Source organism: uncultured Fluviicola sp., assembly GCF_902168135.1.
Lineage (GTDB): Bacteria > Bacteroidota > Bacteroidia > Flavobacteriales_D > Crocinitomicaceae > Fluviicola.
The window spans coordinates 283,275-309,349 of the sequence record NZ_CABHOL010000015.1 but is presented as its reverse complement, the minus strand read 5'-3'; the positions used below and the strand labels follow the sequence as shown (position 1 = coordinate 309,349).

Here is a 26,075-nt window from a genome sequence, read left to right as displayed (position 1 = left end):
TTAGACAGCAGTGCCTAAACCGGGGTTCTTGTTTTTGTGATTAATTAATTTCAATTCCCCACTTTCACCTTCCTATGACGGAGAGTAATACCAAACGTTGTGTGGACGTTTGTTAAATTTTTGTGGAAATATTTGCGTCCGGTTTAAAACCAGGACATAAATCAACTAAAAACAAAGATCTTTTAACATTCCGGCTCTTAGAGCAGTTTGACAAAAATTCGAATCATACTGTTTAAATTCAGATTTTTATCCGCTAAAGAGCACCGCTAAGTAAAATCAAATTTGGCTTGATTCGTGATTAACGGAATATTATTCTATTTTTATGAAAAATGAAGACTATTCATTCTGTTTTTGATCCGTTTAAGGGTCTAAACCAGAATTTTTTTCTCAAACTTACTACTATGTCGGCATTAGATTCGATTGATTATCAGATAATCACACTTCTTCAATCCAATGGAAAAATGAACAACAAAGAAGTTGCGGGTAAGATCGGTTTATCGGTTACTCCAACTTTTGAACGCATCAAACGCCTCGAGCGAATGGGTGTCATACAAGGATATACGGCACGTATTAATCGGAAAGCAGTTGGAAAAGAACTGAAAGTTGTTTGCCAGGTGAGCCTGAAAAGTCATGAAAAAGAAGGAATCGATATCTTTGAAACTGCCATAAAAGAGCTTCAGGAGGTCATCCATGCTTATCACGTGGCCGGTGCAACGGACTACATGCTTATCATTGAAGTTGCGAATATGGAAGTTTACCATGATTTCCTGAAGAACCAACTCTCACAGATCCCGCACATCGGACAGGTAAACAGTAGTTTTGTGATGTCGGAGCTGAAATAGGGTTTTGCCACGAATTTCTTTGGCTCGGGTAATACGCTCGCCTTTTTTACCCAACATGTTTTTTTATTAATGTAAATGAAGCATTTAATATTAGAAAGTGAAGCTTATGAAATCATAGGCTCCGGCAAACTCCGTTTGTATAAAACTGAAAATTAACGTTAAAAGATTCACCGGTTTCAACATTGCCTCGATTTTTTGGTTAAATTTATTAGGAACACATAAAACAAAGTATCATGTCAAGTAACACAGGAAATATCATCGTCGCGCTTCTTGCAGGTGCTGTAATAGGTGCAGGTATCGGAATTTTGTTAGCTCCCGATAAAGGTTCTGTAACCCGTCAAAAATTAAAAGATAATTTAGGCAAGGGAAAAGATAACCTGATGGATAAATATCATGAACTGGCCCAGCTGCTTCATCGCAAAGGTGAGGATGTAGGAGACTTTTTAGATAATGCCATTTCAAGCGGAGTTCATGAAAAAGACGAATTAATCTCCCTTCTGGAAGAAAAACTGGAACTTTTGAAGGGACCTAAAAAAGCATCAGCTAAATAAGTATGGCATTTGAAGAACTAAAAGAAAGTACTCAAAAGATTCAGAAAGAAACCAAAGCTTACGTAGAAAGCACCGTACAATACTATAAGTTATGGGGATTTCAGTTTGTAATGAAATCTACCAGAACTGTTGTCAGGCTGATGGTGATTGGTTTCTTCCTGATGATTGCTTTCCTTTTCGGATCCATTGCCGCAGCTATGGCCATCGGAAATGCATTGGATAGTATGGCCCTGGGGTTTTTGATCATCGCCGGAGGATATTTCATCCTGGTCATCCTGATCCTGTTCCTGCGTCTTAAATTCATTGAACGTCCGCTTTTGCGGACATTTTCCAAACACTTCTTCAACGACTGATGGAAAAAAAACCGAAAATATATTCTTCGTTTGAAGAAATCGAACTGGATCTCCAGATTTTAAAGGTGCAGCGTGAAATCCATGCGCAAAAAATAAAACTAAACCTGGAGAAGACCGGGGAAAACCTTCGACCAATAAATCTGCTTGAAGGTTATATCGGGGAAACTAACCGCACGACCTTTTCCCTGATCGAACAGGTGATCAAGATAATTTTACAGTTTGTGGTCAAACCGTTCAAAGAATAAACCTAACTTCGGAGTACTAAATTCATTCCATGAAAAAAGTATTCTTTCTTGATACCGTACACCCTATTCTTTCCGAAAGGCTCACACAAAGCGGTGAATACGAATGCATTGAAGCTCATGACTGGACAAGAGAACACTGTGAATCGCAATTAGGCGATGCGCATGGTCTTGTAATCAGATCCCGCTTCACCATGGACGAATCTTTCCTGAAATTCACGCCGGCTCTTCAATTCATAGCACGCTCAGGTGCCGGAATGGAAAACATCGACGAAATGTATTGTTCGGGTCGCGGAATTAAGCTTTACAATGCCCCGGAAGGAAACCGCAATGCAGTCGGGGAGCACGCTCTTGGAATGCTCTTATCCATGATGAATAAGATACATACTGCGAACAGAGATGTGAAAAACGGAATTTGGGACCGTGAAGGAAACAGGGGAACCGAACTGGATGGAAAAACTGTTGGAATAATCGGTTATGGGAATAACGGAAAGGCTTTCGCAAAGAAATTACGCGGTTTTGATATTACACTGCTTGCTTACGACAAGTATAGAACAGGGTTCGGAGATGATTTTGTAATCGAAGCAACTTTAGAAGCCCTTCTGCGTAAATCAGACGTGATTTCTTTTCACATTCCCCAAAACGAAGAAACCATTTACTTCGCCGATCAGGAATTTTTTGATGCTTTGGGCAAACCAATTTACTTACTGAATCTTTCAAGAGGAAAAATAGTTGAAACTAAATCATTAATTGATTCTATAACAAAAGGAACAATCATTTCAGCCGGATTAGATGTCAATGAATTCGAGAAAAAATCCTTCGAACAATTCTTTGATCAAACAGATAATGAAGAACTGAAGTTTCTGTTGGAATCCGACAGAATATTGCTTACTCCGCATGTTGGAGGCTGGACCTCCGAAAGCTACTACAAACTTAGTTCTGTTTTAGCTGACAAAATACTTGATAAAGAAAACAATTGATTGGAATCAGTTGTAAATCTTAATCATAGCAACTTTATCTTCAAGCTTAACTTTAATCAATAAAGTCTGATCCTTCAGCAGATCAGAAATTTTCAACGCATTTGTTAGTTTGTTTTTCACAACAATTTTTCCAGCAAGATCATAAACTTCAAATTCAGCTTCCCGCCCGTTTTTCACCAGCAGCATCCCATTCTTCCATTCAAGGAATGAATCATCATTCAAATCTGCAATTCCGTTTGTAGAAGGTGTAACGATAAACTCGTAGCTGATTGCTTGTACAACTGCAGGATTATCCGGATCGTAAACATCAAAATAACAAATCCCATGTCCGGGAGTTCCGTTCAACATTGCGCCGATAATTAATTTAGTTGCGAATGGCTGATTCGCCAATAAATTAAAGTCACCACTGTCTCCAACCTGAACATTCGAATGAAAAGTTGTTTGGTCGTCTATAGATATCTGCCATTCGACAGGAACATTATCATAATGTGTTGCTTTCCATCTCAATACGGTATCTGTTGAGATATCAGAAACAACTTCAATGTACCAATGCGCCGGAGACTGACTAGTGGTTTTCACCAGTAAAGCCGAGGTATCGGGAATATGGAAAACCTGTGTCCGGGCAGTAAGGGACAAAAACAGGCTGAGGGAGAATATCAAGTGCTTCATAATACAATTAAAAAATACCATTTTAAAAACAAACAGCTTTCCCAAAAGTATTCAAAAAATTATTTCAAGCTGCATCTTGTTTCTGCGTAGTAGCTGGATCCGCCAAAACCGAAAGTCAGATCGGAATTCATCTCTTTACATTCCTTTTTTGCTTTGTATTTGGTGGCGTTAATCTTTGTATCATTAGTCACCTGATATTCTCCATCCACATAGTAATCGCAAGAGCAGTTATAATCTTTCTTACAGGAAGCCAGGGCTGTGATAAGTAAAATTCCAAAAGTCAATTTTTTCATAGGTAGTATTCATTAACGCTTCAAAATTATGATTAATAACGGATTTTGAAAGGAAATCGACTAATGAGCTTAAAATATTGTTTTTAAAGGGTGAACACCAGGAAAACTTCTCCAAAAACACGAAACCCCAATTGGTATTCATCTGATTCAAATTCAATTACCAATTTTTCTTCTAAAATTCTTACCAAAGTTACTTCTTCCTTCAGATCAGCAATTTGGCCTTCCTTCCATTTGTAAAAAGCCTCCTTTGCCCCCCACATTAATTGAAGCGCTGTTTCATTTTCAGAAAACGGAAGTTCCCGCTCATTGCGAAAATAATCCTGTCCTTGCTTTAATCGGGATGAGAATGGTTCAATATCAACTCCAACAGGTTCCGTACCAACACTTACAGCATACCAGCCTTTCGCATGTGAAATCGATAAAAACAATTCCGGATTGTTCCTGAAAAAGGGCTGACCTGTTTGCTTATACTGAATTTCCAAACCATCATAACCCAATTTTTCCATTAGCATTTGGACACTCCCTTTCTCCACTGCACGTTTGTGAATACCGTCTTTGAGCAGCTTCTCATAATCTTCCTGTTTGAAGTAAGCCACGGTAGAATTTGGGTTGTTAATAATGCTTATCATAGCTTAAGTGAGTGAAATCGCTGACATTCCCCTCAAAAATAGCGTATATTTGTACTCAATTATTCCATACGCGTGATCAAAACCATTTTTAAATACCTGTTCCGTCTTATTTGGATACCCACAGAGTTGCTTTTCGCCTTCATTTTTGTCTTGTTTACAATCGTTTTGTTCAATGCCCAAATTGACACTCCTGAAGTTCCGGAAATACACATTGGAGAACGCAAAAAAGTTGGGAAAGATCACTACGTACTCGGAAATTCTTACCTCAAAAAAAACCAATACGGCGTTTGGGAAATGTACCTGGAGGGTGAACCTTACGAAAGAGGTGTTATTTATGGCAAACTTGCCAAAGAGCTGGTGCAGGAACAGGAAGATATCTTCGTTGGTCAAATCAACAATTTCCTGCCGAATAAATTGTGGAGACATGTCATTAAACTAATGGTCGGATTCTTCAACAGTGACTTACCGGAGAATATTCCATTAGAGAACCAACAGGAAATTTACGGTATTTCCCTGGCCTTTTCTGATCGTTACGATTACATTGCTTCCAAATACACTCGCATCCTGAATTACCACGCTGCCCACGATATCGGGCATGCTTTGAATGATTACAGCGTAGTCGGCTGTACTTCTTTTGCAGTAAAAGGGCAGAAAAGTGCCGATAAAGAATTGTTGGTCGGAAGGAATTTTGATTTCTATGTGGGCGATGATTTCGCGAAGAACAAATTGGTCATTTTTGTGAATCCGAGCAAAGGCTACAAGTTCACGTCCTATTCCTGGGCGGGATTTACGGGTGTAGCATCCGGAATGAACGAAAAAGGATTGACGGTAACGATCAATGCTTCCAAATCCGATTTGCCGACCAGCTCAAAAATGCCAATATCCCTGCTGGCACGCGAGATCCTGCAATATGCAAAAAATATCGACGAAGCTGTGGCTATTGCTAAAAAACGGCACACCTTTGTTTCCGAAACACTAATGGTTTCCTCTGCTGAAGACGGAAAAGCTGTCCTGATTGAAAAATCACCTAAAAAATTAGGTGTTTATGAAAGTAAAACGGATGTCCTGGTTTGTGCCAATCACTATCAATCAGATGTTTTCAAAAAAGACGACGCAAATGTGAAGAACATCGCAAACAGTGATTCCAAATACCGTTTTGACCGCATGCAGCAATTACTCAGAGGATCAACCTCACTGGATCGTAATGACGCAGCTTCTATTCTGAGAGATCAGTATGGTTCCCTGAACACAAAATCCGGAGATACAATCGGAATGGGAAACCCGCGAGCTATTAATCAACTGCTGGCACATCACAGCGTAGTTATGCAGCCGGAAAGCAAAATGTACTATATCTCCAGCTCGGATTATCAATTGGGAACTTTCCTGGGCTATGATCTGACAAAAACATTCAAGACCAAACACATTCAGCTGGTAGACACCATTTCACGGGATCCGTTCCTAACTTCCGGAGCGTACAGCAAATTCAAAGCATTTAAACTCGTTAAACAGCAAATCACTGCTTACCTGATGTTTGATAAACCTTTGAATCTCTCAGCAAATGAGGTTGACAAATTCATTGCAGACAATTCGGAGTCTTATGTTACTTATGAGCAATTAGGAAAGTATTTCCAAAAGAAGAAGCAATATAAAAAGGCTGTTCATTACTACCAGGTTGCGCTTACAAAACACGTTGCATCACCTCAAATTGAAGAAGAATTGCGAAATTTGATCAAAGAATGTCGAAAAAATGGAAAGTAGCAAGATCCTTGAACAAGTAGATAAAACAATTCGCTATGCGGTAAATCATGCCCCATTTTACCAAAGACATTTTTCAAAAAATGCGTTGGACTCATTAAGCTGGGAAGCATTTAAAGAACTTCCCTTTACAACGAAAGAAGATCTGTCGCAAAATAACCGCGATTTTTTGTGTGTTCCTTCGCACCAGGTAGCTGAATACGTAACTACTTCAGGCACTTCCGGAAAACCCGTAACAATCTATCTTACAAAGAAAGATTTGGTTCGTTTGGCGAAAAACGAAAAAGAATCTTTTGAACTGACAGGTGCAAAGGCCGGGGATCTTTTCCAGCTGATGACAACCATCGACAAGCAATTCATGGCCGGGCTGGCTTATTATTTAGGTGTTCAGGAACTGAACGCAGGAATGATCCGCATTGGGCCCGGAGTTCCGGCATTGCAATGGAATTCCATTTTGGAGAACAAACCGACTATCCTGATCGCAGTCCCGAGTTTCTTAGTGAATCTAATCGATTATGCGAAGCAAAACGGCATTGACATCAATCAAACCTCGGTTCGTGCAGCAATCTGTATCGGAGAACCTATTCGCGAGGACGATCTTTCCGAGAATGTATTGGCAAAACGAATTCATGCAGATTGGAACATTGAATTGTTCTCTACCTATGCCTCTACGGAAATGGGAGCTGCATTTACGGAATGTACCGCACACCAGGGTGGTCATTTAAATCAAGATCTGATTTACCTGGAAGTATTGGACGAAGAAGGAAAAGAGGTTCCTCACGGCGAAAAAGGAGAAATTGTTATCACAACTTTGGGAACTGAAGGAACTCCGTTAATACGCTATAAAACAGGTGACGTTGCCCGAATTTATCGGGAGGCCTGCAGGTGTGGAAGAACATCTCCACGGATCGGACCTATTTTAGGACGCAAGAACCAAATGATCAAGTTTAAGGGAACCACTATTTTCCCACCTTCGATCTATGAAATATTCGACAGCAGATCAGAGATCGCCTGCTACAAAATTGAGGTTGCAAAAGATTACCTGGGCCATGATACCATTACAATCCTTCTTGAAAACCGGATAGAACATCACCCGGTAATGAACCAGATTATCGAAGATTGCAAAGCAAAATTGCGAGTGGTTCCGCATTTTGTGTTCCTTGAAACAGATTACCTGAGAAGCCAGGTGTTTAAGAACCACATGCGCAAACCGGAGAAAATTGTATTTAAATAAATTGTGGTTGTGAACGCTTGCGCTATAGCTTGTGCCGCCGCTAAAGCTTTGGCTACATGCGGTTAGCGAAGGAGCAAAGAACGCAAAGGTTTGAATATCCTTCTTGTTAAAAAGTAATCTAAATTTCAATCTTTGTTACCTTCTTATGTACTTTTTTGGTGTTAACTGTCTTAATACTGGTCGTCTCTTTGCTTCCCATAGGGCAACTGGTAAGTGCCCTTTTAATCTGTGTATCTGTGGTAAACAAAAAAGGCGCGCAATGCATTGCGCGCCTGCAAGATTCCAATTATATTCTTACATTTTCACAATGTGTGCCACCGCATTTACCAGTGTATTGTGCTTTTTGACAAATGGATTCGTTTCATCCCAAACGTAACCTGCCAATACCGAACAAATTTGTTGTCTGATCGTTTCATCGATCTTCTCGCTAAAGAAAATATCACCCAATGTCCCTTCATACCAAGCAAGTACATAAGTTCGGAATACATCAATCCCCTTCTTAAGAACAGCGCTGTAATCATTTTCCCAATCCACTTGTCCGCCGTTCAATTGCTTGGCAACCAGGGCAGCAGCCTTGTAACCTGAAGAAATCGCTAATGTTACTCCGGAGCTAAAGATTGGGTCCAGGAATTCCGTACTGTTTCCGCAAAGCACGTAACCTTCTCCGTAAACCTGTTTTACAGAAACCGCATAATTAACGATCAGACGCGGCTCGAACATAAACTCAACACCATCATAACGTCCGTTCAATCCCGGGAATTCAGCTACTTTTTGCTTGAAAAGCTTTCCACCGTCTGCATAGCATTCCTCCACAAAGTCTTTATTTCCGACAATCCCTACAGACGCGGTTCCATCCGAAAAAGGAATGGACCAAATCCAGGCAGTATTGTCATTGAATGCGTGAACAAAGATATTCCTTCCGTCTTCCGGGGTTCTTCTGGTGTCATCCAGGTGTGCGAAAACTGCTCCGCGAGGTGGTGTTGAAACCGGAACTTCCAGGTTGAACATTTGCGGAAGTACACGTCCGTATCCACTTGCATCCATAACAAAGCGGCAATGAACTTCATGAATATCGCCGTTGCTGTCGCGGTAAGTAACTACTTGTGTCGTTGCAGAAGTATTTACATTTGTCACCTCAGCCTGGAATTCTACTTCCGCCCCCTGTTTTTCAACTTCTTTAATCAATGCGTGATCAAAATCAGCGCGTTTAACCTGGAATGTGTATGACCAGCCATCCGTGAATTGGTTTTCGAACAAGAAATCACAGCGCTCACCGTCATGATAGAAGCATGCTCCGGTTTTCACCTGGAAATTCAAAGCTTCTACAGCCGGAAGAAGATTTAACTCATCCAAATAATCCATACTGTGCGGCAATAAGCTTTCACCGATTACAAATCGCGGGAACTGCATCTTTTCCAAAACCAAAACTTTTAAACCCTCTTTAATCAATTTAGAGGAAGCTACAGAACCGGCAGGACCTGCACCAATTACAACAACATCAACTTCTTTAGTCATACATTTTGATTTTTTCTATTACTTGCTTATTGTTTACAAAATTAAAAGATGTTACAAGAGCACCAATGGTAGCTCCCAAAATTCCGTGGAAAATGATGTTTTGCCCTGTAAGGAACAAATTCGGAATATGCGTTTTTGTATTAATCTGTGTCTTGTGGGTGTGTTTGAAGTCCTTCTGTATCCCATACATGGAACCATTTGGGGTGGAAACGTAATCCCGGTAAGTAACCGGAGTAGAAGAATAGCAATTTTTTACTTTCGATCTGATTCCGGGAAAACGTTCTTCAAGGCGGACCAAAATACGCTCTTCACATGCTCTTTTAAAGGCTTCATAAGCCTCCTCACGTGTTCCTTCCTTAACAATGGTCCGAACGGAATCTTCCCAGGTCTTAAATTCATTAAAGTCGAGGTAACACATCACTGAAAGAGATTCTGCATATTCCTTCGTGTTTTTGGAAACCTGGGCAGAGGTAAAGGTCATCTGAGGCCACTCTTCCGAAAAATGGAACTCTTCGTTCCAAATGTTATCGGTGAAATAATCGTAATAATTGGAGTTGAAATACGGAAGGGTATTTTCATGCAGCGATAAATACACCATAAATGATGCGATCGTGTTCGGTAATGCATTCACCCGATTCGTGTAAGCGGTTTTAAAACGCTCTTTTCCCAGCAGGCTGATAGTTTCCTTCGGATGTAAGTTTGAGATCACAAAATCACAGGAAAACTCGCTTCCGTCTGAACAGATAACGGACTCTATTGTTCCCGACTCATTGAAATTTGCGCCTGTTACTTCTTTCCTTTTCAAAACTTCTCCGCCATTCTCTGAAATTTTCTTCTTCAGCAGTTTGGCGATCTGTGAACCTCCATTGATAAAACGATAACTGCCTTTGATGAAACTATTCAATATCAGGGCAACCACGTAAAATGGCGTAACTCCTTTTATTCCGGCATAAAGCGGCCCTGAACCCAGGATTACTTTGATGAGATCTTCATTGTCGGTTAAAGAGGCAAGATGCTCCCAGGCACCAACTTCCAATACTTCCGTATGTTCCACGTAATTGATCTCCGATTCCAGTTCAATATTGTAAAGCGGGAAATAGGTACAATATACTTGTATTTCATGAACAATTTGGTCGATATCACCGGCATTTTCCGGGAAACTGGCTTTCAATTGTTCCGTAAAGTTTTGATAACCTATTCCATGACTTACTGTTTTGCCGTTTGCCAGGCGGATGATGTCAAACGCTTGCTCATCCAGGCGTTTCATCTTTAAGTCGTCATAGATTCCCAAATACTTGAAAATGCGGTAGAGATTTTCTCCTTTATCCAATCCGCCGACATAGTGAACACCGGTATCGAATACTTTTTTGTCACGGCTGAACACCTGCAGAGAACCACCGATCTGGTGATTTTTTTCCAGGACCTGAACTTTATAACCATGTTTAGCAAGTACCAAAGCGCTCACCAAGCCGCCGATACCACTACCGATTACTATTATCTTTTGTCCCGGGTTCAACTCAAAGTTTTTTTAGGATCATCAATACATTCGAAGTCTTGGATGAATGCTCGATCAATTCGAAACCAAATCCGTTCTCGTTTGCAAAACGCTCTATTTCTTTTGCAGACAGGAATGACAGATCATTCGTCGTCTTATTAAAATTAAACCATTTTGTGGAAAGCGTCTCTGTTAATTTGGTGTTTTTCAATCGGTCACGGAACTCGATGATTCCATCACGGATTACGATAATTCCATTTGCTCCCAGTTTCGTATTGACTTTTTTCAATAACTCCAGCTGTTCTTCCGGACGCAGGTAGTGGATCACATCATTAAAGAAATAAACGTCCGCTTCCGGCATGTCCCATTCCCGAATATCGGCAGCGTGGAAACTCAACCCGGAAGATTTCTTAATGCAGTTATCTGCAACAGCAACCTTGTCTTCGTCGTAATCCATCCCGATTATTTCACGTGAAGGATCGAAATAATGCAGGAAAACAGAAAGATAACCATAGCCGCAACCCACATCCACAATACGTTTTCGATCACCGATCAAGTGGTTGTAGAAATCAAAATTCTTGCGTTCCATCATCCATTTTACACGGACATACCATTCCAAAACCGGACCCTTTAGCAAGTAATTCTCAAGTACCTTGCGGGTATAAAAAGATGTATCCGCGTATTCTTTTCGGAATTCTACCATTTCGGCACGCATTACCTTCATTGCCCGTTTGGAAAAATCACTGTAAGACTCTCTTTCCAATGCGCGCATGCGTCTCAGTGGTTTTACCAAAATTTTCCCCTGATTGATGATCAGGTCATTCTTCGGGTTCACTTCGTGATTGCCTAAAATCAGTAAAGGCTGAACCGGAATATTCAGTTCCTTTGAAATATAAAATGCTCCTTTATGAAAACGCTTGATTTCACCATCCGGACTACGTGTTCCTTCAGGAAAAATAACGATGGAATAACCTTCGCCGATCCGTTTTTTGATTTCTCCCAAATTTCCGTCGGCACCCTCTTCTGCAAATAAATAACCCCCATACCGAATAAAAGGAGCAAAAATAGGCGAATTGTATACCCATTTCTTAACCATAATAATCGTTTTGGGATTAAGCATCAGCACTACCAAAATATCCAAAAACGAGGTGTGATTCGGGATGATGATACTTGGATCCCTGTAATTCAACCGTTGCCTGTCAATAATTCTCTTTTCAACATGCAGACCGGCATACAAGGTAGATTTCGCCAATTTGGAAATGGAGAAGTTCAGTATTTCCTGTTTCTTAATGCGGCTGATTGGAGTTGGAATCAACACGAAGATCAACAGGATATTCAGGATCAGACTTCCGACAAAGAAGTAGAAAAATAAGAGCAAACTATAAATGAAGTAGAAAAAGGTAATCGGTCCCCGGCCCTTTTTCTTCCTGTTCAGCACAAAAAAGTTGTAAACCCGGGGCTGAACGTATAAAGTAATCAGCATGATAGACCCGATCCCAATAACACTTATCGTTCCGATGGAATGAATAGCAGGATGTTTTGCGAAAATGAGCACTCCTGTCCCGATCATGGTTGCAATTCCCGAAAGGATGATTCCCGATTGTGTTGATTTCAGGGAATTCACTCCTGTTCTGGCCTGCTGGATCAGTCCGTCGGTGGTGAAGATACTGAAGTCGTCTCCCAAACCGAAAATGAAGGTTGCAACAATGATATTGATGAAGTTGAACGGAATATCAAAAATGCTTGCAATTCCCAGGATCCAGATCCAGCCCAAAACCATTGGGAAGAACGCAAATAAAGTCAATTCGATCCTTCCGTAAATGATCAAAAGGGAAAAGAATACAAGCAGTGATGAGAACAAGAACAGGTAATCGAAATCCTGTTTCACTACATTCAGCATCGATTTGGCCATTTCTGAAATATCCAGGACAAAAATTCCATCGATTCGATCGAGTTCTCCTTTAACAAGTTCCTGTTTGTCTTTCTTAACGGTAATAGAAGTCACATAAGTATGTCTTCCCTCGTCCTCCGAAACAAATTTACTCAGCCCGATTTCCTTTGCCAGGTTCTCACCTTCCTTTTTATCGAAAGAAAGTGATTCGGTGGAACTAAAAAACGGTTCAAAACCCGCTGCATTCAATCCGTAGTTTGGAGCAAGCTCTTTGATTTCAGCTGCCACCTTCGGATTGGCACTCCAGAATTGACGCCAGTTCTTTTGTGATTCATTCAGCGTTCTATCGGAAGGAAGATAAGGCGACAACGAAACAAATTCCGAAATCCCGTATTGTTCTTTTGCAGATACAAATGTTTGATAAACCGCGTCGTTTTGAGCGCGGGCTGCTTCTTTCGTTGGAGCAGATGAAAAAACAAAGAGTTTTTTATCCGAATTCGGGTTGATGCCTGTATAAAACTTCTCTTTCTCTTTTAGCTCCGGAGTATGGAACGACAAGTTGTTCATATCCGAATCAAAATTCACATCGGATGACCTATATAAAAACACCAATGAGACCAGGGTGATCAGTAAAAACGAGACTCTTACAAACGATTTTTTTAGTTTAAAATTAACTTTGTAGTTGTTTTTGTCCTTGATTCGGATTCCCAGGCTTTCGATCAATACCGGAAGGAAAAGCAGGGTAAAAAGCACCGATCCCGACAAAGTACAAAGTGCAATTAATCCGAAATTCTGAAGAACTACAGAATTAGTGAAAAGTAAAGCCCCAAGTGCAGCAATGGTTGTAAAACTACCAAGCATCATCGGTGAACTGATCTCTTTCACCGTTTTAACCACGCTTCCCAAATGCTTCAAATGCGTAAAGAAGTGGAAAGAATAATCCAGTACAATTCCAAGTAAAACAGAAGAGGTAGCCAGCGAAATTGCCGATATCTCAGGATGCAGGTAACCCACCAATCCAGCCCCGCTCAGGATTCCGAAAAAGCCGGGAAGCAGAAAATAGAAAGGAGCCAAAACACTTCTGTAATAAAAAATCAGCAGCAGCAAAATAGCTGTTATACTGATAATTGCAGTTAGAAACGAATCCGACTTGACTTGTTTTGCGTTTGCAACAGCGATCTGGAAAGTTCCGAAATAATCAAAGTTCAGTCCTTTTTCCTTGGCTTTCGTTTGCTTAAAACCTTCCAAACGGTCCGCAAATTTCTCCAGCTTTTTGGTGTCCTTCTGGTTCAGGTCAATAGTTCCGAAGAAAAAAGCATAGCGTTCATCCTGTGAGTAAACAACCCCGTCCTTTACAATATAGGTACTGGAATCACCATTCGGATTCAACTGCTTCAATTGTCCGTAAAACAATCCCAGTGGATCGTTTGCAGCCAATTTGCTTACGAAGAAAGCATTTGGTCCGGTTAATAAATCCGCAGTTCGTTTCAATCCCCTTGCAATGGAATCTTTTTGAAGTTTTTCCTGTAACTTTTCGTAATCCTTATTTGTCAGGTTGTACAGCGAACTTTTCTGAAGGAATGCGATCAAGGCACCCTCATCTACTGACTTTACAACCTCCACATCTTTTAGTTCTTTGGAGAATTGCTTTTCCAGGTCAGCTTTCAGTTCTTCCAGTTTTTCAAGCGTGACTTCCTCATCTTCCTGCGCTTCGATAGAGAAAACTACCTGCTTATTCAGTTTATTCTTCTGAACGATGTCGCTAAACTTTTTGAATTCCTTTCCCTGCGGAAAAATGGCATAGAGATCTTCGTTGATCTTCAATTTGGAAACACCAACAAACAAAAAAGCAAGCACAAGCATGAAACTTCCCCAAAAAACAAGTCTTTTTTTAAGAAAAAATTCAACTATTCGAGCACAAATTTGACCGATCATGAGTGTTAGTTTCGGAAAGAGGAGAAATTATTAGGCGGCAAAGCTACAAAAATATCTCATGCTGTGAGTTTTGTACCTTTTTTGTATGCATTTAGCAGTTTTTTGAATTTGGGTTTGTCCCATTTCTTCAGCACAATTAAGGATGCATTGAAAGCTGTTTTAACGGCAATCGGAACACCACCGCCCAATTCTGCCCACTGACCGCCCACAATTAAATTTTTCACCGGCGTTCGGTAATGCGCAATTTTGCTCTGCATGTTTTTCTTCCCGGGACGTGTTCCCATCATGGAACCGTTCTTATTACCCGTATAGCGGTAATAAGTAACCGGAGTAGCCACTTCGTAAAACAAGATGTGTTTACGCAGGTCCGGACACATTTTAGCTTCTACCCGTTCAAAAATGATCCGGGCAAAGTCATCCTTCAATTTCTTATAGGCTTCGGTCCGAACAAAATCTCCCTTGGCATTCTTTTCTGTCTGCCAGTTGTTCATATAATCCATCCACGCCGGAACATACAGCGTAACAGTGCCCATTCCTTCCGGGGCAAGTGTATGATCGCGGACAGTAGGCGCCAAAACAGAAATCGCAGATTTGTGCGGATCACCGGAACTGTGCTCATCACGGGTACTGGATTCCTCACAAACAAGGGTCAATTCGTGCCCGAAACCTAAACTTTCTGCCGTACAGTCCAAAGCCACGGATATAGTCACCGAAGAACTGTACATCTCCGATTCATTCAATGTTTCGAAGAATTTTGGCGGAACCAGGTGCTGTGGTACTAATTTCCGGTACAGGAAGTCGACATCACAGGCCGCAATAACATAGTTCGTTTTTACCTGGTATTCTTTCCCGCGATTTTTATAGCGGACCGCTGTTATGAGTTCATTCTCAAAATCAAATCCAACTACTTCAGAGCTTAATCGGATCTCGCATTTCTCCGGCACAACCTGTTTTTCGAGCCATGCAGGAATCACCTGGCTTCCACCGATGGGCGGGTTTTGGTAGTCCGAATTATATGCCCAGGCAATCGGGAAGATGCATGAAAGCAGATCGCGCTCCGTGCAGAAAAGTTCCTGCAGCGCCGGGTCCTTGAAAAATTTGCTCAATCCTTTTTTCACATCGTCACCACCGATAGCATAAGGAATCAACGGATAGATGATTCCAAGCTGTTTCAACCGAAAGAATGGTATTTCCAGTGGAGACTTGGTTTCTATGGATTGGAAGAATTCCGGAAACCGGAGTGAAACCTTCGCAATACGCCTGGCAACTTTAAAAAATCGCTCAATTCCTTTCTTTTCATGCGGAAAATCCAAAATCAACCGATCCCTCAATTCATCCGGATTATTCGTAAGCAGGTAATCGTGATTGGTGGAAATATGCCGTTGAATACGTTTCATCAATTGAGGTTTCGGGTAATCCTCTCCCAGCATTTTAAAAACACGGGTTACTGTTCCTTCCTCGTTGTATTGATTTAACCAGTGAATAGCAGTATCAAAAACAAAATCTTTGCGTTCAAAACCCTGTAAATATCCCCCGATCAGGTAGTGTTTTTCCAATACAAGGACTTTCATTCCTGATCTGGACAATAATGCTGCGGAAAGTAAACCGCTTACACCCGAGCCGATGATGGTAACGTCAAATTCTTCGTTCATTCGGGTTCAAAATTAATGAAATAGAGCTTTCGGCGCTTCAAAATTCCCGATTTTAGTAATTAAGGTGATCCCTCAGAAATAATGCAATTAATGGATATCAAAAATGTTTTAATCCTTCAGCCGGTAAATTATTTCCTTCTATGAATAAAACTTGTGATTGCCGGTAAACAGCAGTCTGCTTACTGAAAATTTCATCGAAACAACCCGATATTGCGTCTTATTTACGCTCGTAACACACCACTTCCAAGCGATCTGAAGACACGCCTTTCCCGAACTCACGTTAATTTGCTTGCTATGAAGAATTAACATACAAACAAGAAACTATTTTTTTTTCTAACTTTGACGCCACGTTTTAAATTAACCCTGATCGAACGACAAGTAACTAAACTCAAATTCGGTATAGATTGAACCCATGAAAGCATTAAACTCTTTGTATGAGGCACAAAAAATTGCCTTTAGCCCGTTTGTATTCCAAACCGTTTATACGATGTCCAGCCTTGGAATCATGGATGAATTGTACGAAGAAAGAGCCGGTTTAACCATTGAGGAAATTGCCAAGCGCAAAAACATCAGTGAATACGGGGTTCGCGTTTTGGTTGAAATGGCTAAAGCAGCAGACGTGCTTGAACTGAATGAAGACAAGTATACCCTTTCTAAAATCGGTTACTTTTTAACAAGAGATGAGATGACAAAAGTGAACATGATGTTCACTCAGGATATCTGTTATAAAGGGCTTTTCCATTTAAAAGATTCTATTTTGAACGGAAAGCCGGAAGGTTTAAAAGAAATCGGTCCGTGGAATACCATTTATGAGGGCTTATCACTTTTACCGGAACAGTTGAAAAAATCGTGGTTTGAATTCGACCACCATTATTCCGACAATTCATTCGGAGAAGCACTGAAAATCATTTTCCAGCACCAGCCGAAACACATTTACGATATCGGTGGAAATACCGGAAAATGGGCAATTGCAAGTACACAGCACGATCCGAATGTTCGTGTAAGTATTTTTGATTTGGGTGTACAATTAAAAGTCGCTCAGGCAAATATCGAAGCTATTTCCGAAATTAAAGACCGGGTAGACTACAACGAACGCAACATGCTGGACCCGGATTCGGAGATTCCTGCAGGAGCAGACGTTTATTGGATGAGCCAGTTCCTGGACTGTTTCAGTGAAAAAGAAATCGAAGCGATCTTATTGAAAATCAAGAAGCATATGAAACCGGACGCTACGATCTTCATCATGGAAACTTTCATTGATGATCAGCGCTTTCCGGCAGCAGAATTCAGCTTAATTGCTACCTCGCTTTATTTTACAGCCCTGGCAAACGGAAACAGTAAAATGTATTCTTCCACTGCGATGAAATACATTATTGAGAAAGCAGGATTCGAAACTGTCAAAGAACACCCGCTTCACGAGGACCGTTTCCACACAATCCTTGAAGTTAAATTACCGAAATAAGTCACTCCCCACTCATAATTTACATGAACAAACTGGATCTAAAACAGATAGAAGCTTTTAGCCTTGAAAAAAAGGAATACGTAATTTCCGACGATGTCCGTAAGGAATTGGAGCGTTCGTTTTCATTCCTGCAGGAATTTTCAAGCGATAAGATTATCTATGGTATCAATACCGGGTTCGGGCCTATGGCTCAGTTCAAGATCGATGAAGACAAATTAAACCAGCTTCAGTATAACCTGATCCGAAGCCACTCTTCGGGGACAGGAAATGTATTGGATGCCGAATCCGCGAGAGCAGTTGTGCTTTCCCGTTTAACGAATTTCATGCAGGGGAACTCCGGAGTCAGTTATGGAGTGATTGAGAAGTTAGTCCAGTTCCTGAACCACGATATTATTCCCGAGATCTACGAACACGGGGGTGTAGGTGCAAGCGGTGATTTGGTCCAATTGGCTCATTTGGCATTAAACCTCATCGGCGAAGGATATGTTTACATCGATGGTGTTCGCAGAAAGACTTCTGAAGTTTTAGCCGAAAAGAACATTACCCCTCTAAAAGTAAAATTGCGCGACGGATTGGGATTGATGAACGGAACTTCCTGCATGTCTGGAATCGGTTCGGTGAATTTGATCTACTCATACCGCTTATTGGATTGGGCAATCGCAGCTTCAACTATGATCAACGAAATTGTGGAGGCTTATGACGATTCATTCTCTGTAGGCCTGAATGAGGTAAAATTGCACGCCGGTCAGCAATTTGTTGCCAAATCCATGCGTGACTTCCTGAAAGACAGCACCCTGATCAAAAAACGCGAAGAGCTTTTCACCGACGACAAAGTTGCTGAAACAACCGAATTCAAGAAAAAAATCCAGGAATATTACTCCATTCGCTGTATTCCGCAAATCCTTGGTCCTGTAAAAGACACTTTGGACTACGCGAAGACAATTATCGAGAACGAGATCAATTCCACCAATGACAACCCGGTTGTGAGCCTGGAGCGTGAGAATGTATTCCATGGAGGTAACTTCCACGGGGACTATATTTCACTGGAAATGGATAAGATCAAACTGGTAATAACCAAATTGACGATGCTTGCGGAAAGACAGTTAAACTTCTTGTTGAACAGCAAAATCAACGGCGTTTTTCCTCCATTCCTGAATACACAGACCTTAGGTTTGAATTTCGGGATCCAGGGAATGCAGTTTACGGCGACTTCCACAACTGCTGAAAACCAGATGCTTTCCAATTCGATGTACGTTCACAGTATTTCCAACAACAACGACAACCAGGATATCGTAAGTATGGGAACGAACAGCGCCGTGATTACTAAAAAGGTAATTGAGAATGGATTCCAGGTAATGGCCATCCACATGATGTCTGTTTGCCAGGCGATTGATTTACTGGATGAAACCAGGAAAAACAAACTTTCTTCGAAAACAAAAGAAATTTATAATCAAATTCGTGCGGTCTCTCCAACTATCAACGAAGATGTTCCACAATTTGAAGCTATCCGAAACGTAACAAACACCCTTAAGAAAACAACTCTTGCCCTATGAAATGTGCTCTAATCACAGGTGCATCCCGAGGAATTGGACGTGCGATCGCGCTGCAAATATCCCAGGACTTAAACCTCCATATATTAATCAATTATGCTTCCAACAAAGCTGCTGCGGAAGAAACGCTTCGTTTGATTCAGCAGGCAGGTGGTACGGGCGAATTGATGCATTTTGACGTGAAAGACGGCGCAGCCGTTAAAACTGCCGTTGAGAACTGGTATTCAGCTAACCCTGAAGGAATTATCCATGTTTTGGTAAATAATGCAGGTATCACAAAAGATAATTTATTCCCGTGGGTAACCGAAGAGGATTGGGACGCTGTATTGAACACTTCTTTGAAAGGAATGTATAACTGCACACAAGCAATTATACAACGTATGTTGAGACAACGAAGCGGACGCATCATCAATATTGCCTCTTTAAGCGGTTTAAAGGGTGTTCCCGGACAAACCAATTATTCAGCTGCCAAAGGTGGCATGATTGCTGCAACGAAAGCACTTTCGCAGGAAATCGCTAAACGGAACATTACCGTAAATGCAATCGCTCCCGGATTTATTGAGTCGGACATGACCAGTGACCTGGATATGAATGAATTAAAACGGATGGTTCCTGCAAACCGCTTTGGAAAAGTGGAAGAAGTAGCGTATCTTGCGAGTTTTTTGGCATCGGAAAAAGCAGCTTACATAACCGGAGAGGTTATTAATATTAACGGAGGAATTTACGCTTAGAATGGAACATCGTGTAGTAATTACCGGAATTGGTGCCTACTCGTGTTTGGGTGAAGACCTGGACACAGTTCTGGAATCACTGCGTCATGGCCGCAGTGGGGTTATTTACGATGAGCAGCGTAAAGACTTCGGTTACCGTTCCTGCTTCACCGGAATGGTTGCGGAACCTGATTTGAATCCTTTCCTTTCACGCCGTCAGCGTATTGGAATGCACCAGCCAGCGCGGTTCGCTTTCATGTCAACCAAAGAGGCGATGGAAGGTTCAGGCCTGGATGCTGACTTTTTGGATAAAACCGAGACCGGAATTATATTCGGAAATGATTCTACGGCTGGAGCTGTTGTGGAAACAGTTGATAAAGTCCGTGCCAAGAAGAACACCACACTTATCGGGAGTGGTGACATCTTTCAAAACATGAATTCGACGGTGAATATGAACCTTTCAACGATTTACAAATTGAAAGGAATGAATTTCACCATCTCTGCAGCCTGCGCTTCCGGATCTCACTCTATCGGAATGGGATACTTGCTGATCAAACAAGGGCTTCAGGAACGCGTAGTTTGCGGCGGAGCACAGGAAATTAATCCCTATGCAATGGCAAGTTTTGATGGTTTGGGCACATTTTCGGTAAGAGATGCCGCTCCTTCCATGGCAAGCCGTCCTTTCGACAGAGACCGCGACGGATTGGTCCCTTCCGGAGGTGCTGCTACTGTGATCATCGAATCTTTAGAATCTGCGTTGAAAAGAAATGCTCCGATTTACGGTGAAATTGTGGGATTCGGGTTTTCTTCGAATGGCGACCATATTTCCAATCCGAATTTCGACGGTCAGTTCAGATCCCTGAGCATGGCTTTGAAACAAGCTAATTTGACACCAAAAGATATTGACTATGTAAATGCGCATGCTACTTCCACTCCTATCGGGGATTCTACGGAAGCAGAAGCCATTTTCAATGTACTGGGCTCCAAAGTTCCTGTTAGTTCTACTAAAAGTATGACCGGACACGAATGCTGGATGGCCGGAGCAAGTGAGGTCGTTTATTCTCTCTTAATGATGAATAATGATTTTATTGCTCCGAATATCAATTTTGAAAACCCGGATGAACATTCGGAAAAGATCAACATTATTCCAAGCTACAAAGAGCAGAATATTGACTGTTTCCTTTCCAATTCATTTGGATTCGGAGGAACAAATTCCTCCCTGATTATCAAAAAGTTTAAAAAATAAAGAGTTACCTACAAACGATGAAAAGAGAAGACATCATTCTTACTACAAAACAGTTTTTATCTGACGAATTTGAAGTTGATGCGGCATTGATCCAACCTGAGAATAACCTGCAGCAAACCTTAGATCTTGATAGTCTTGACTATGTGGATCTGGTAGTTGTTATCGAAGAGAATTTAGGGATTAAACCTACTGCAGAAGATTTCAAAACCATTGAGACTTTCAACGATTTCTACGATTTAGTTGAACAACGTTTGAACGCTTAATAGTGGATGGAACAAAAATGGGATGGTAAAACCAAAGGTTCTCTTTGGGGATATAAGTTCTTTATTTACTCTATTCGATTTTTAGGGGTTCGCTTTGCTTACTTTTTCTGCATCGGAGTTTCCGGTTATTTCCTGTTATTTTCGCGCAAACCGCGTAAAGCTTTAGTTTCCTTTTACCAAAAAGGATTTAATTATAGCAAAGGAAAAGCATTAAGAGCAACCGCACGGAATTTGTATGTTTTCGGACAGACATTGATTGACCGGATAGCACTTAAAACTCCGCGAAAAAAGATTTTTACCTTTCGTTTTAACAACGAAGAAGCCTTAATCAAAATGAATGAAGCCGGAAAGGGCGGATTCTTGTTTTCGGCGCACCTGGGAAATTGGGAAAATGCCGGAAACCTGCTTGGAGAAAGAATTACCCTCAAGATCAATATATTGATGCTTGATGCCGAAGTCCAAAAGATTAAGGCTTTTATAGAAGATTCTGCCGGAAAATCCCAATACCAGCTGATTCCTATCAAAGACGATCTTTCCCACCTGATTTTGATCCACCAGGCTTTAAAACGCAACGAACTCATCGCTCTGCATGCGGACAGAACAACAGCCGGCCAAAAGAACTTTAAACTGCCTTTTCTGAACGGATTTGCAGAATTCCCTGCCGGACCATTTATTATGGCACATAAATTCAAAGTTCCGCTTACCTTTGTATACGCAGTCAAAGCAGGAAGTACGCACTATGAATTAAGCGCTACGGATCCGATCACAACGTTCGAATCCCCTGAAAAAATTGCAGAAATTTATGCCAAACACCTGGAAGAACAAGTGAAAGCAAGTCCCACTCAATGGTTTAACTTTTTTGAATACTATGTTGATTAACAAAGAAAACATCACATCCATCATTCCGCAAAGAGCTCCTTTCGTGATGATAGACAGCCTTTTGTCGGCAGACGAAGCGGGTTTCAAAACCGAATTCCAGGTTGCACCGGACAATTTGTTCCTGGAAAGTCAGGTCCTGTCCGAATCAGCATTGATTGAGAATATTGCACAAACCTGTGCGGCAGGTTTTGGTTATTTGAACAGCCTGGAAGAAGGCGGCGAACCAAAACTAGGTTTTATCGGAGCTGTAACCCAGGTGCAGGTAGAAGATGCCGCAAAAGAAAATGACCGGATTGAGACATCCGTTAAAGTACTCAGTACTTTTGATACCATTCACCTGGTGGAAGGAACTGCGAAATCCAACGGAAAAGTGCTTTTGACCTGTCAAATGAAAATTGTTTTGGCATGAAAATCCTGAAATCATCCATTCTTATTCCGATCCGTTTCAGTGAAACAGACGCTATGGGCGTTGTTTGGCATGGAAATTATCTGAAATTCTTCGAGGATGCACGCGAGCAATTCGGAAGGGATTACGGGATCGAGTACCTGGATGTCCACGCCCAGGGATATTTCATTCCGATTGTAAAATCAGAGATCTCACACAAAGCTTCCATCTTTTACGGAGAAGGAGCTTTAGTCAATGTTATTTTGGAACAACACGATTCAGCGAAAATCGTGTTTCGTTACGAAGTAATCAATAACGCAACCAAACAGATTGCAGCAACAGGAATGACCATGCAGGTATTCATGTTTACTTCTGATCGTACCCTGGAATTAATCAAACCCGAATTCTACCGTATTTGGGAAGAAAAGCAAGACTGGATCGATGGATAAACCCATTTACATATCGGCACTTTCATTGGTCACTCCATTAGGAAATACAATTGAACAGCATTTCGATGCGTTCGAAAACGGCATTTCAGGAATTAAGATTCATGAAAAAGCAGGTTTCCAGCAAACAGCAATTCCTTTGGCCAAAAGAGAAGAAATTACAGGTAACCGTTACGATACACTTCTGCGTGAGGCACTTGAGAAAGCTAAAAACGCGTACCCGGAAATCTCCGGGAAAACAGCAGTTATCGTAAGTTCCACTAAGGGAAATATCGACTTGCTTCCCGGTGATACTTTCGCAGAGACGGCTTCCATCGTTCATGAATTTTTCCCGGCAACAGACGTACTGATCATTTCAAATGCTTGTATTTCGGGAGTAATTGCCATCAATACAGCAGCAGACTACCTGTTTGCAGGGAAATATGACCAAGTACTGGTGATCGGGATTGATGCTGTTTCCGAATTTGTTTCATACGGATTTCAAAGCTTGTTTGCTTTAAGCAACGAGACCTGCAAACCATTTGATAAAAGCCGGAACGGAACCGTATTGGGAGAAGGATGCGGCATTGTATTGGTTTCGACACAGAAACCAGCCGATTTTGCCGTTCTGTATAAGGGTGGTTCGTCATCCAACGATGCCAATCACATTTCCGGGCCTTCCAGAACAGGTGAAGGTCTTGTGCGTTCTATTAAAAAAACTTTCCGCCGGAGCGGTAAAAAGGCTTCGGATATCGATTTTATTTCTGCCCATGGCACAGCTACCGTATTCAATGATGAAATGGAGAGCATTGCTTTTGGCAGAATGAACCTAGACCAGGTCCCGTTGAACAGCATGAAGGGTTATTTCGGACATACACTTGGGGCTGCAGGTGTTTTGGAAATCATTATGAGTATTGTTTCCATGGAGAAAAACACCCTATTCCCGAACCTTGGATTTAAAGAAACCGGAACTTCAGTTCCACTCAATATTATTCAGCACATAGAGCAGAAAGCCTTGAATACCGTGCTGAAAACCGCTTCCGGTTTCGGAGGAGGAAATGCCAGTTTAATTTTACAAAAACAATCGTGAAGATTTTAGCACATAGTTATGTATGCCCGAAAGGAACTTTCCTGAACGGAAAACTGGTTTACAATACAGCCGGAGAAGAGAATCCGCTGAAATCTGCTTACCAGCAGCTCGGAGCTGAGTACCCGAAGTTCTACAAGATGGATGTTCTTTCCAAAATGGCGTTCATCGGAACAGAATTGCTGCTTCCGTTTTTTCCCAAAGACGCAGACCTGGAAAACGACCTGCAATTGATCTTTGCAAATAGTTCTGCCAGTCAGAATACGGACAACCTGTTTGTAGAAAGCTACGAACAGTTGAAAAACCCAAGCCCTTCCCTTTTCGTTTATACTCTACCGAATATTGTTACCGGTGAACTGTGCATTCGTCATAAGTGGTACGGAGAAAATTGTTTTTTCATAGAAGAAACTTTTAATCCGGCACATTTTTCCGAATGGGCACAAATGGCGTTAAATAAAGGTAATAATTGCTGTTTATGCGCCTGGATAGAGGCAAAAACGAATGGTGAACAAGAATGTTTCCTATTTTTGCTAACTGATTCTGAAAAAGAAGCATATTCAATGGAGCTTGAACTGTCAACACTAATTAAACAATACAGAAATGAGTGACTTAAAAGAAAACCTAAAGGCTCAGATTATTGAGCAATTAAACCTGGAAGACCTTACTCCTGCAGACATTCAGGACGATGCTCCGCTATTCGGAGATCAGGGACTCGGATTGGATTCGATCGACGCCCTTGAGTTCATCGTTTTGCTGGATTCGAACTACGGGATTAAAATCTCAGACCCGAATGAAGGAAAAGAGATCTTCCAATCGGTGAATACTTTAGCGGATTACATTTCTAAACATCAATAAATGCGCATCTACGTTACCGGATATGGCGTTATTTCCTCCATCGGTGAAAATGTGGAAGAGACCCTGCTTGCTTTGAAGTCTGAAAAAACAGGCATCAAACAGGGCAGAAAACCCTATACGGAACGTTTTAAGGTGGGTGAAATCAGTTGGACCAACCAGGAATTGATCGAGCGCTTCGGTTTGACCCAAAATGCATCCAGAACGGCCCTGCTTGGAATGATCGCTGCAAAAGAAGCCTTCGGGGAACACGAATTGAGCTCCGAGGTCCGCACCGGGTTAATCTCCGGAACTTCCGTAGGCGGAATGGATGTCAGTGAAATTGCATACAAGGACTATCTGAAGGATGAAAGCGATGATCTGAATGTTTATAAAAACCATTCCAGCGGAACTACCAGCGAGCAAATTGCGCAAGAACTTGGAATCAGGGGGTATGTCAATACCATCTCCACAGCGTGCTCATCTGCCGCAAATTCCATTATGCTGGGCGCCAGAATGCTTTTAAGCGGGCAATTAGACCGTGTGGTGGTTGGTGGAACAGACGGACTTTCCCAGTTTACCATTGCAGGATTTCGATCACTGATGATCTTCGACGAAGAGTGGTGCAGGCCATTTGATGAAACGCGCAAAGGGATCAACCTGGGAGAAGGAGCCGCTTTTTTAGTTCTGGAAACCGAAGAAACAATGCGGAAAACCGGTAAAAAGCCCTTGGCTGTTCTTTCTGGCTGGGCAAATGCTTCAGATGCTTATCACCAAACAGCCTCTTCACCGGAAGGATACGGCGCAACACTTGCTATGAAAAGTGCCCTGAAAGTTGCAAGATTAAATCCGGCAGATATTGATTATATCAATGCACATGGAACCGCAACGCCTAACAACGACCTTTCAGAATCACACGGGATTAAAACCGTTTTTGGTTCATCCGTACCTCCATTCAGTTCCACCAAATCATATACGGGACACACCTTAGCGGCTTCAGGAGGAATTGAGGCTGTGTTTGCTATTTTAGCCCTGAATAAGGGAATTTTACTTCCTAACCTGAACTTCGGTCAGGCCATTGAAGAAACAGGACTTATTCCTGTTAAGAACTATTCGGAAGGTCATGAAATCAAACACATCCTATCCAACTCTTTCGGGTTCGGGGGAAATAATTCAAGCATCATTTTAAGCGCAGTTTAAT

Annotated in this window: 26 protein-coding genes; 19 read left to right on the top strand and 7 right to left on the bottom strand. The window is 41.6% G+C overall.

The features are described 5' to 3' along the window. Positions 1–401: 401 nt before the first annotated feature. The 5 genes from QZT69_RS04420 to QZT69_RS04400 all read left to right on the top strand — a co-directional run bounded on the left by QZT69_RS04420 (position 402) and on the right by QZT69_RS04400 (position 2,968). Positions 402–842, top strand: a complete 441-nt coding sequence (locus QZT69_RS04420) for an Lrp/AsnC family transcriptional regulator (protein WP_294670872.1) — start codon at positions 402–404, stop codon at positions 840–842. Between the two features lie 233 nt (positions 843–1,075). Continuing rightward, positions 1,076–1,393, top strand: a complete 318-nt coding sequence (locus QZT69_RS04415) for a YtxH domain-containing protein (protein WP_294670869.1) — start codon at positions 1,076–1,078, stop codon at positions 1,391–1,393. A 2-nt stretch (positions 1,394–1,395) separates the two neighbouring features. Continuing rightward, positions 1,396–1,746, top strand: a complete 351-nt coding sequence (locus tag QZT69_RS04410) for a competence protein (RefSeq protein WP_294670866.1) — start codon at positions 1,396–1,398, stop codon at positions 1,744–1,746. Beyond that, on the top strand, positions 1,746–1,991 hold the full coding sequence (locus QZT69_RS04405; protein WP_294670863.1) for a DUF6327 family protein: 246 nt from the start codon (positions 1,746–1,748) through the stop codon (positions 1,989–1,991). The genes QZT69_RS04410 and QZT69_RS04405 overlap by 1 nt, the downstream gene beginning before the upstream one ends. A 29-nt stretch (positions 1,992–2,020) precedes the next feature. After that, positions 2,021–2,968 (top strand): NAD(P)-dependent oxidoreductase, encoded by a 948-nt coding sequence (locus QZT69_RS04400; RefSeq protein WP_294670862.1) that lies wholly within the window; start codon positions 2,021–2,023, stop codon positions 2,966–2,968. Positions 2,969–2,974: 6 nt separating this feature from the next. On the opposite strand, the gene QZT69_RS04395 is transcribed toward QZT69_RS04400, so the two are convergent. The 3 genes from QZT69_RS04395 to QZT69_RS04385 all read right to left on the bottom strand — a co-directional run bounded on the left by QZT69_RS04395 (position 2,975) and on the right by QZT69_RS04385 (position 4,559). After that, positions 2,975–3,637 carry a hypothetical protein gene (locus QZT69_RS04395; protein ID WP_294670860.1) on the bottom strand — a complete coding sequence of 221 codons (663 nt, stop codon included), beginning with the start codon at positions 3,635–3,637 and terminating at the stop codon, positions 2,975–2,977. A gap of 59 nt (positions 3,638–3,696) precedes the next feature. Beyond that, positions 3,697–3,930 (bottom strand): hypothetical protein, encoded by a 234-nt coding sequence (locus QZT69_RS04390; protein ID WP_294670857.1) that lies wholly within the window; start codon positions 3,928–3,930, stop codon positions 3,697–3,699. 83 nt (positions 3,931–4,013) lie between these two features. Continuing rightward, the gene (locus tag QZT69_RS04385; protein WP_294670853.1) at positions 4,014–4,559 is read right to left on the bottom strand and encodes a 4'-phosphopantetheinyl transferase superfamily protein; all 546 of its coding nucleotides are present in this window, start codon (positions 4,557–4,559) and stop codon (positions 4,014–4,016) included. Between the two features lie 72 nt (positions 4,560–4,631). Between QZT69_RS04385 and QZT69_RS04380 the strand changes: the two genes are divergently transcribed. Both QZT69_RS04380 and QZT69_RS04375 read left to right on the top strand, forming a co-directional pair. Continuing rightward, positions 4,632–6,317, top strand: coding sequence for a C45 family peptidase (locus QZT69_RS04380; protein ID WP_294670851.1), 1,686 nt, complete (start codon positions 4,632–4,634; stop codon positions 6,315–6,317). Beyond that, the gene (locus QZT69_RS04375) at positions 6,307–7,548 is read left to right on the top strand and encodes a phenylacetate--CoA ligase family protein (RefSeq protein ID WP_294670848.1); all 1,242 of its coding nucleotides are present in this window, start codon (positions 6,307–6,309) and stop codon (positions 7,546–7,548) included. Before QZT69_RS04380 ends, QZT69_RS04375 begins: the two co-directional genes overlap by 11 nt. Positions 7,549–7,842: 294 nt before the next feature. Here the strand turns inward: QZT69_RS04375 and QZT69_RS04370 are convergent, their stop codons facing one another. Genes QZT69_RS04370 through QZT69_RS04355 form a run of 4 tightly spaced genes read right to left on the bottom strand, consistent with a single transcriptional unit; the run spans position 7,843 to position 16,036 of the window. Continuing rightward, positions 7,843–9,063, bottom strand: a complete 1,221-nt coding sequence (locus tag QZT69_RS04370) for an NAD(P)/FAD-dependent oxidoreductase (protein ID WP_294670845.1) — start codon at positions 9,061–9,063, stop codon at positions 7,843–7,845. Next, a complete protein-coding gene (locus QZT69_RS04365; RefSeq protein WP_294670842.1) occupies positions 9,056–10,579 on the bottom strand; it encodes an NAD(P)/FAD-dependent oxidoreductase in 1,524 nt (507 codons plus the stop codon). The genes QZT69_RS04370 and QZT69_RS04365 overlap by 8 nt, the downstream gene beginning before the upstream one ends. A 1-nt stretch (position 10,580) precedes the next feature. Beyond that, positions 10,581–14,384: a 1-acyl-sn-glycerol-3-phosphate acyltransferase gene (locus tag QZT69_RS04360; protein ID WP_294670841.1), complete on the bottom strand. Its 3,804-nt coding sequence runs from the start codon at positions 14,382–14,384 to the stop codon at positions 10,581–10,583. 56 nt (positions 14,385–14,440) lie between these two features. Then, complete coding sequence (locus QZT69_RS04355; protein ID WP_294670840.1) at positions 14,441–16,036, bottom strand: NAD(P)/FAD-dependent oxidoreductase; 1,596 nt, start codon at positions 16,034–16,036, stop codon at positions 14,441–14,443. A 412-nt stretch (positions 16,037–16,448) separates the two neighbouring features. Between QZT69_RS04355 and QZT69_RS04350 the strand changes: the two genes are divergently transcribed. The 12 genes from QZT69_RS04350 to QZT69_RS04295 are packed head-to-tail and all read left to right on the top strand — an operon-like array spanning position 16,449 to position 26,074. After that, positions 16,449–17,498 carry a methyltransferase gene (locus tag QZT69_RS04350; protein WP_294670839.1) on the top strand — a complete coding sequence of 350 codons (1,050 nt, stop codon included), beginning with the start codon at positions 16,449–16,451 and terminating at the stop codon, positions 17,496–17,498. A 23-nt stretch (positions 17,499–17,521) separates the two neighbouring features. Then, the gene (hutH, locus tag QZT69_RS04345) at positions 17,522–19,051 is read left to right on the top strand and encodes a histidine ammonia-lyase (RefSeq protein ID WP_294670837.1); all 1,530 of its coding nucleotides are present in this window, start codon (positions 17,522–17,524) and stop codon (positions 19,049–19,051) included. After that, on the top strand, positions 19,048–19,779 hold the full coding sequence (gene fabG / locus QZT69_RS04340) for a 3-oxoacyl-ACP reductase FabG (RefSeq protein ID WP_294670835.1): 732 nt from the start codon (positions 19,048–19,050) through the stop codon (positions 19,777–19,779). The genes hutH and fabG overlap by 4 nt, the downstream gene beginning before the upstream one ends. Position 19,780: 1 nt before the next feature. Beyond that, a complete protein-coding gene (locus QZT69_RS04335) occupies positions 19,781–21,004 on the top strand; it encodes a beta-ketoacyl synthase (RefSeq protein ID WP_294670833.1) in 1,224 nt (407 codons plus the stop codon). 17 nt (positions 21,005–21,021) lie between these two features. Further along, a complete protein-coding gene (locus QZT69_RS04330; protein WP_294670832.1) occupies positions 21,022–21,267 on the top strand; it encodes an acyl carrier protein in 246 nt (81 codons plus the stop codon). Between the two features lie 6 nt (positions 21,268–21,273). Next, entirely contained in the window at positions 21,274–22,146 is an 873-nt protein-coding gene (locus tag QZT69_RS04325) for a lipid A biosynthesis acyltransferase (protein WP_294670831.1), read from the top strand. Continuing rightward, entirely contained in the window at positions 22,136–22,555 is a 420-nt protein-coding gene (locus tag QZT69_RS04320; protein WP_294670829.1) for a hypothetical protein, read from the top strand. Before QZT69_RS04325 ends, QZT69_RS04320 begins: the two co-directional genes overlap by 11 nt. After that, positions 22,552–22,980 (top strand): thioesterase family protein, encoded by a 429-nt coding sequence (locus QZT69_RS04315; RefSeq protein ID WP_294670827.1) that lies wholly within the window; start codon positions 22,552–22,554, stop codon positions 22,978–22,980. Before QZT69_RS04320 ends, QZT69_RS04315 begins: the two co-directional genes overlap by 4 nt. Next, positions 22,973–24,046, top strand: a complete 1,074-nt coding sequence (locus QZT69_RS04310; protein WP_294670825.1) for a beta-ketoacyl synthase N-terminal-like domain-containing protein — start codon at positions 22,973–22,975, stop codon at positions 24,044–24,046. Before QZT69_RS04315 ends, QZT69_RS04310 begins: the two co-directional genes overlap by 8 nt. Beyond that, the gene (locus tag QZT69_RS04305; RefSeq protein WP_294670824.1) at positions 24,043–24,651 is read left to right on the top strand and encodes a 3-oxoacyl-ACP synthase; all 609 of its coding nucleotides are present in this window, start codon (positions 24,043–24,045) and stop codon (positions 24,649–24,651) included. Before QZT69_RS04310 ends, QZT69_RS04305 begins: the two co-directional genes overlap by 4 nt. Further along, positions 24,644–24,898, top strand: a complete 255-nt coding sequence (locus QZT69_RS04300) for a phosphopantetheine-binding protein (RefSeq protein ID WP_294670823.1) — start codon at positions 24,644–24,646, stop codon at positions 24,896–24,898. The genes QZT69_RS04305 and QZT69_RS04300 overlap by 8 nt, the downstream gene beginning before the upstream one ends. After that, the gene (locus tag QZT69_RS04295; protein WP_294670822.1) at positions 24,899–26,074 is read left to right on the top strand and encodes a beta-ketoacyl synthase; all 1,176 of its coding nucleotides are present in this window, start codon (positions 24,899–24,901) and stop codon (positions 26,072–26,074) included. Position 26,075: the final 1 nt, after the last annotated feature.

Excerpts from the sequence above, each read along its gene's own strand:
- QZT69_RS04360 (WP_294670841.1), bottom strand. The coding sequence starts at position 14,384 with ATGATCGGTCAAATTTGTGCTCGAATAGTTGAATTTTTTCTTAAAAAA.
- QZT69_RS04420 (WP_294670872.1), top strand. The coding sequence starts at position 402 with ATGTCGGCATTAGATTCGATTGATTATCAGATAATCACACTTCTTCAA.
- QZT69_RS04405 (WP_294670863.1), top strand. The coding sequence starts at position 1,746 with ATGGAAAAAAAACCGAAAATATATTCTTCGTTTGAAGAAATCGAACTG.
- QZT69_RS04375 (WP_294670848.1), top strand. The coding sequence starts at position 6,307 with ATGGAAAGTAGCAAGATCCTTGAACAAGTAGATAAAACAATTCGCTAT.
- QZT69_RS04325 (WP_294670831.1), top strand. The coding sequence starts at position 21,274 with ATGGAACAAAAATGGGATGGTAAAACCAAAGGTTCTCTTTGGGGATAT.
- fabG (WP_294670835.1), top strand. The coding sequence starts at position 19,048 with ATGAAATGTGCTCTAATCACAGGTGCATCCCGAGGAATTGGACGTGCG.
- QZT69_RS04410 (WP_294670866.1), top strand. The coding sequence starts at position 1,396 with ATGGCATTTGAAGAACTAAAAGAAAGTACTCAAAAGATTCAGAAAGAA.
- QZT69_RS04310 (WP_294670825.1), top strand. The coding sequence starts at position 22,973 with ATGGATAAACCCATTTACATATCGGCACTTTCATTGGTCACTCCATTA.
- QZT69_RS04370 (WP_294670845.1), bottom strand. The coding sequence starts at position 9,063 with ATGACTAAAGAAGTTGATGTTGTTGTAATTGGTGCAGGTCCTGCCGGT.
- QZT69_RS04355 (WP_294670840.1), bottom strand. The coding sequence starts at position 16,036 with ATGAACGAAGAATTTGACGTTACCATCATCGGCTCGGGTGTAAGCGGT.
- QZT69_RS04335 (WP_294670833.1), top strand. The coding sequence starts at position 19,781 with ATGGAACATCGTGTAGTAATTACCGGAATTGGTGCCTACTCGTGTTTG.
- QZT69_RS04385 (WP_294670853.1), bottom strand. The coding sequence starts at position 4,559 with ATGATAAGCATTATTAACAACCCAAATTCTACCGTGGCTTACTTCAAA.
- QZT69_RS04320 (WP_294670829.1), top strand. The coding sequence starts at position 22,136 with ATGTTGATTAACAAAGAAAACATCACATCCATCATTCCGCAAAGAGCT.
- QZT69_RS04300 (WP_294670823.1), top strand. The coding sequence starts at position 24,644 with ATGAGTGACTTAAAAGAAAACCTAAAGGCTCAGATTATTGAGCAATTA.
- hutH (WP_294670837.1), top strand. The coding sequence starts at position 17,522 with ATGAACAAACTGGATCTAAAACAGATAGAAGCTTTTAGCCTTGAAAAA.
- QZT69_RS04400 (WP_294670862.1), top strand. The coding sequence starts at position 2,021 with ATGAAAAAAGTATTCTTTCTTGATACCGTACACCCTATTCTTTCCGAA.
- QZT69_RS04295 (WP_294670822.1), top strand. The coding sequence starts at position 24,899 with ATGCGCATCTACGTTACCGGATATGGCGTTATTTCCTCCATCGGTGAA.
- QZT69_RS04350 (WP_294670839.1), top strand. The coding sequence starts at position 16,449 with ATGAAAGCATTAAACTCTTTGTATGAGGCACAAAAAATTGCCTTTAGC.
- QZT69_RS04390 (WP_294670857.1), bottom strand. The coding sequence starts at position 3,930 with ATGAAAAAATTGACTTTTGGAATTTTACTTATCACAGCCCTGGCTTCC.
- QZT69_RS04415 (WP_294670869.1), top strand. The coding sequence starts at position 1,076 with ATGTCAAGTAACACAGGAAATATCATCGTCGCGCTTCTTGCAGGTGCT.
- QZT69_RS04395 (WP_294670860.1), bottom strand. The coding sequence starts at position 3,637 with ATGAAGCACTTGATATTCTCCCTCAGCCTGTTTTTGTCCCTTACTGCC.
- QZT69_RS04330 (WP_294670832.1), top strand. The coding sequence starts at position 21,022 with ATGAAAAGAGAAGACATCATTCTTACTACAAAACAGTTTTTATCTGAC.
- QZT69_RS04315 (WP_294670827.1), top strand. The coding sequence starts at position 22,552 with ATGAAAATCCTGAAATCATCCATTCTTATTCCGATCCGTTTCAGTGAA.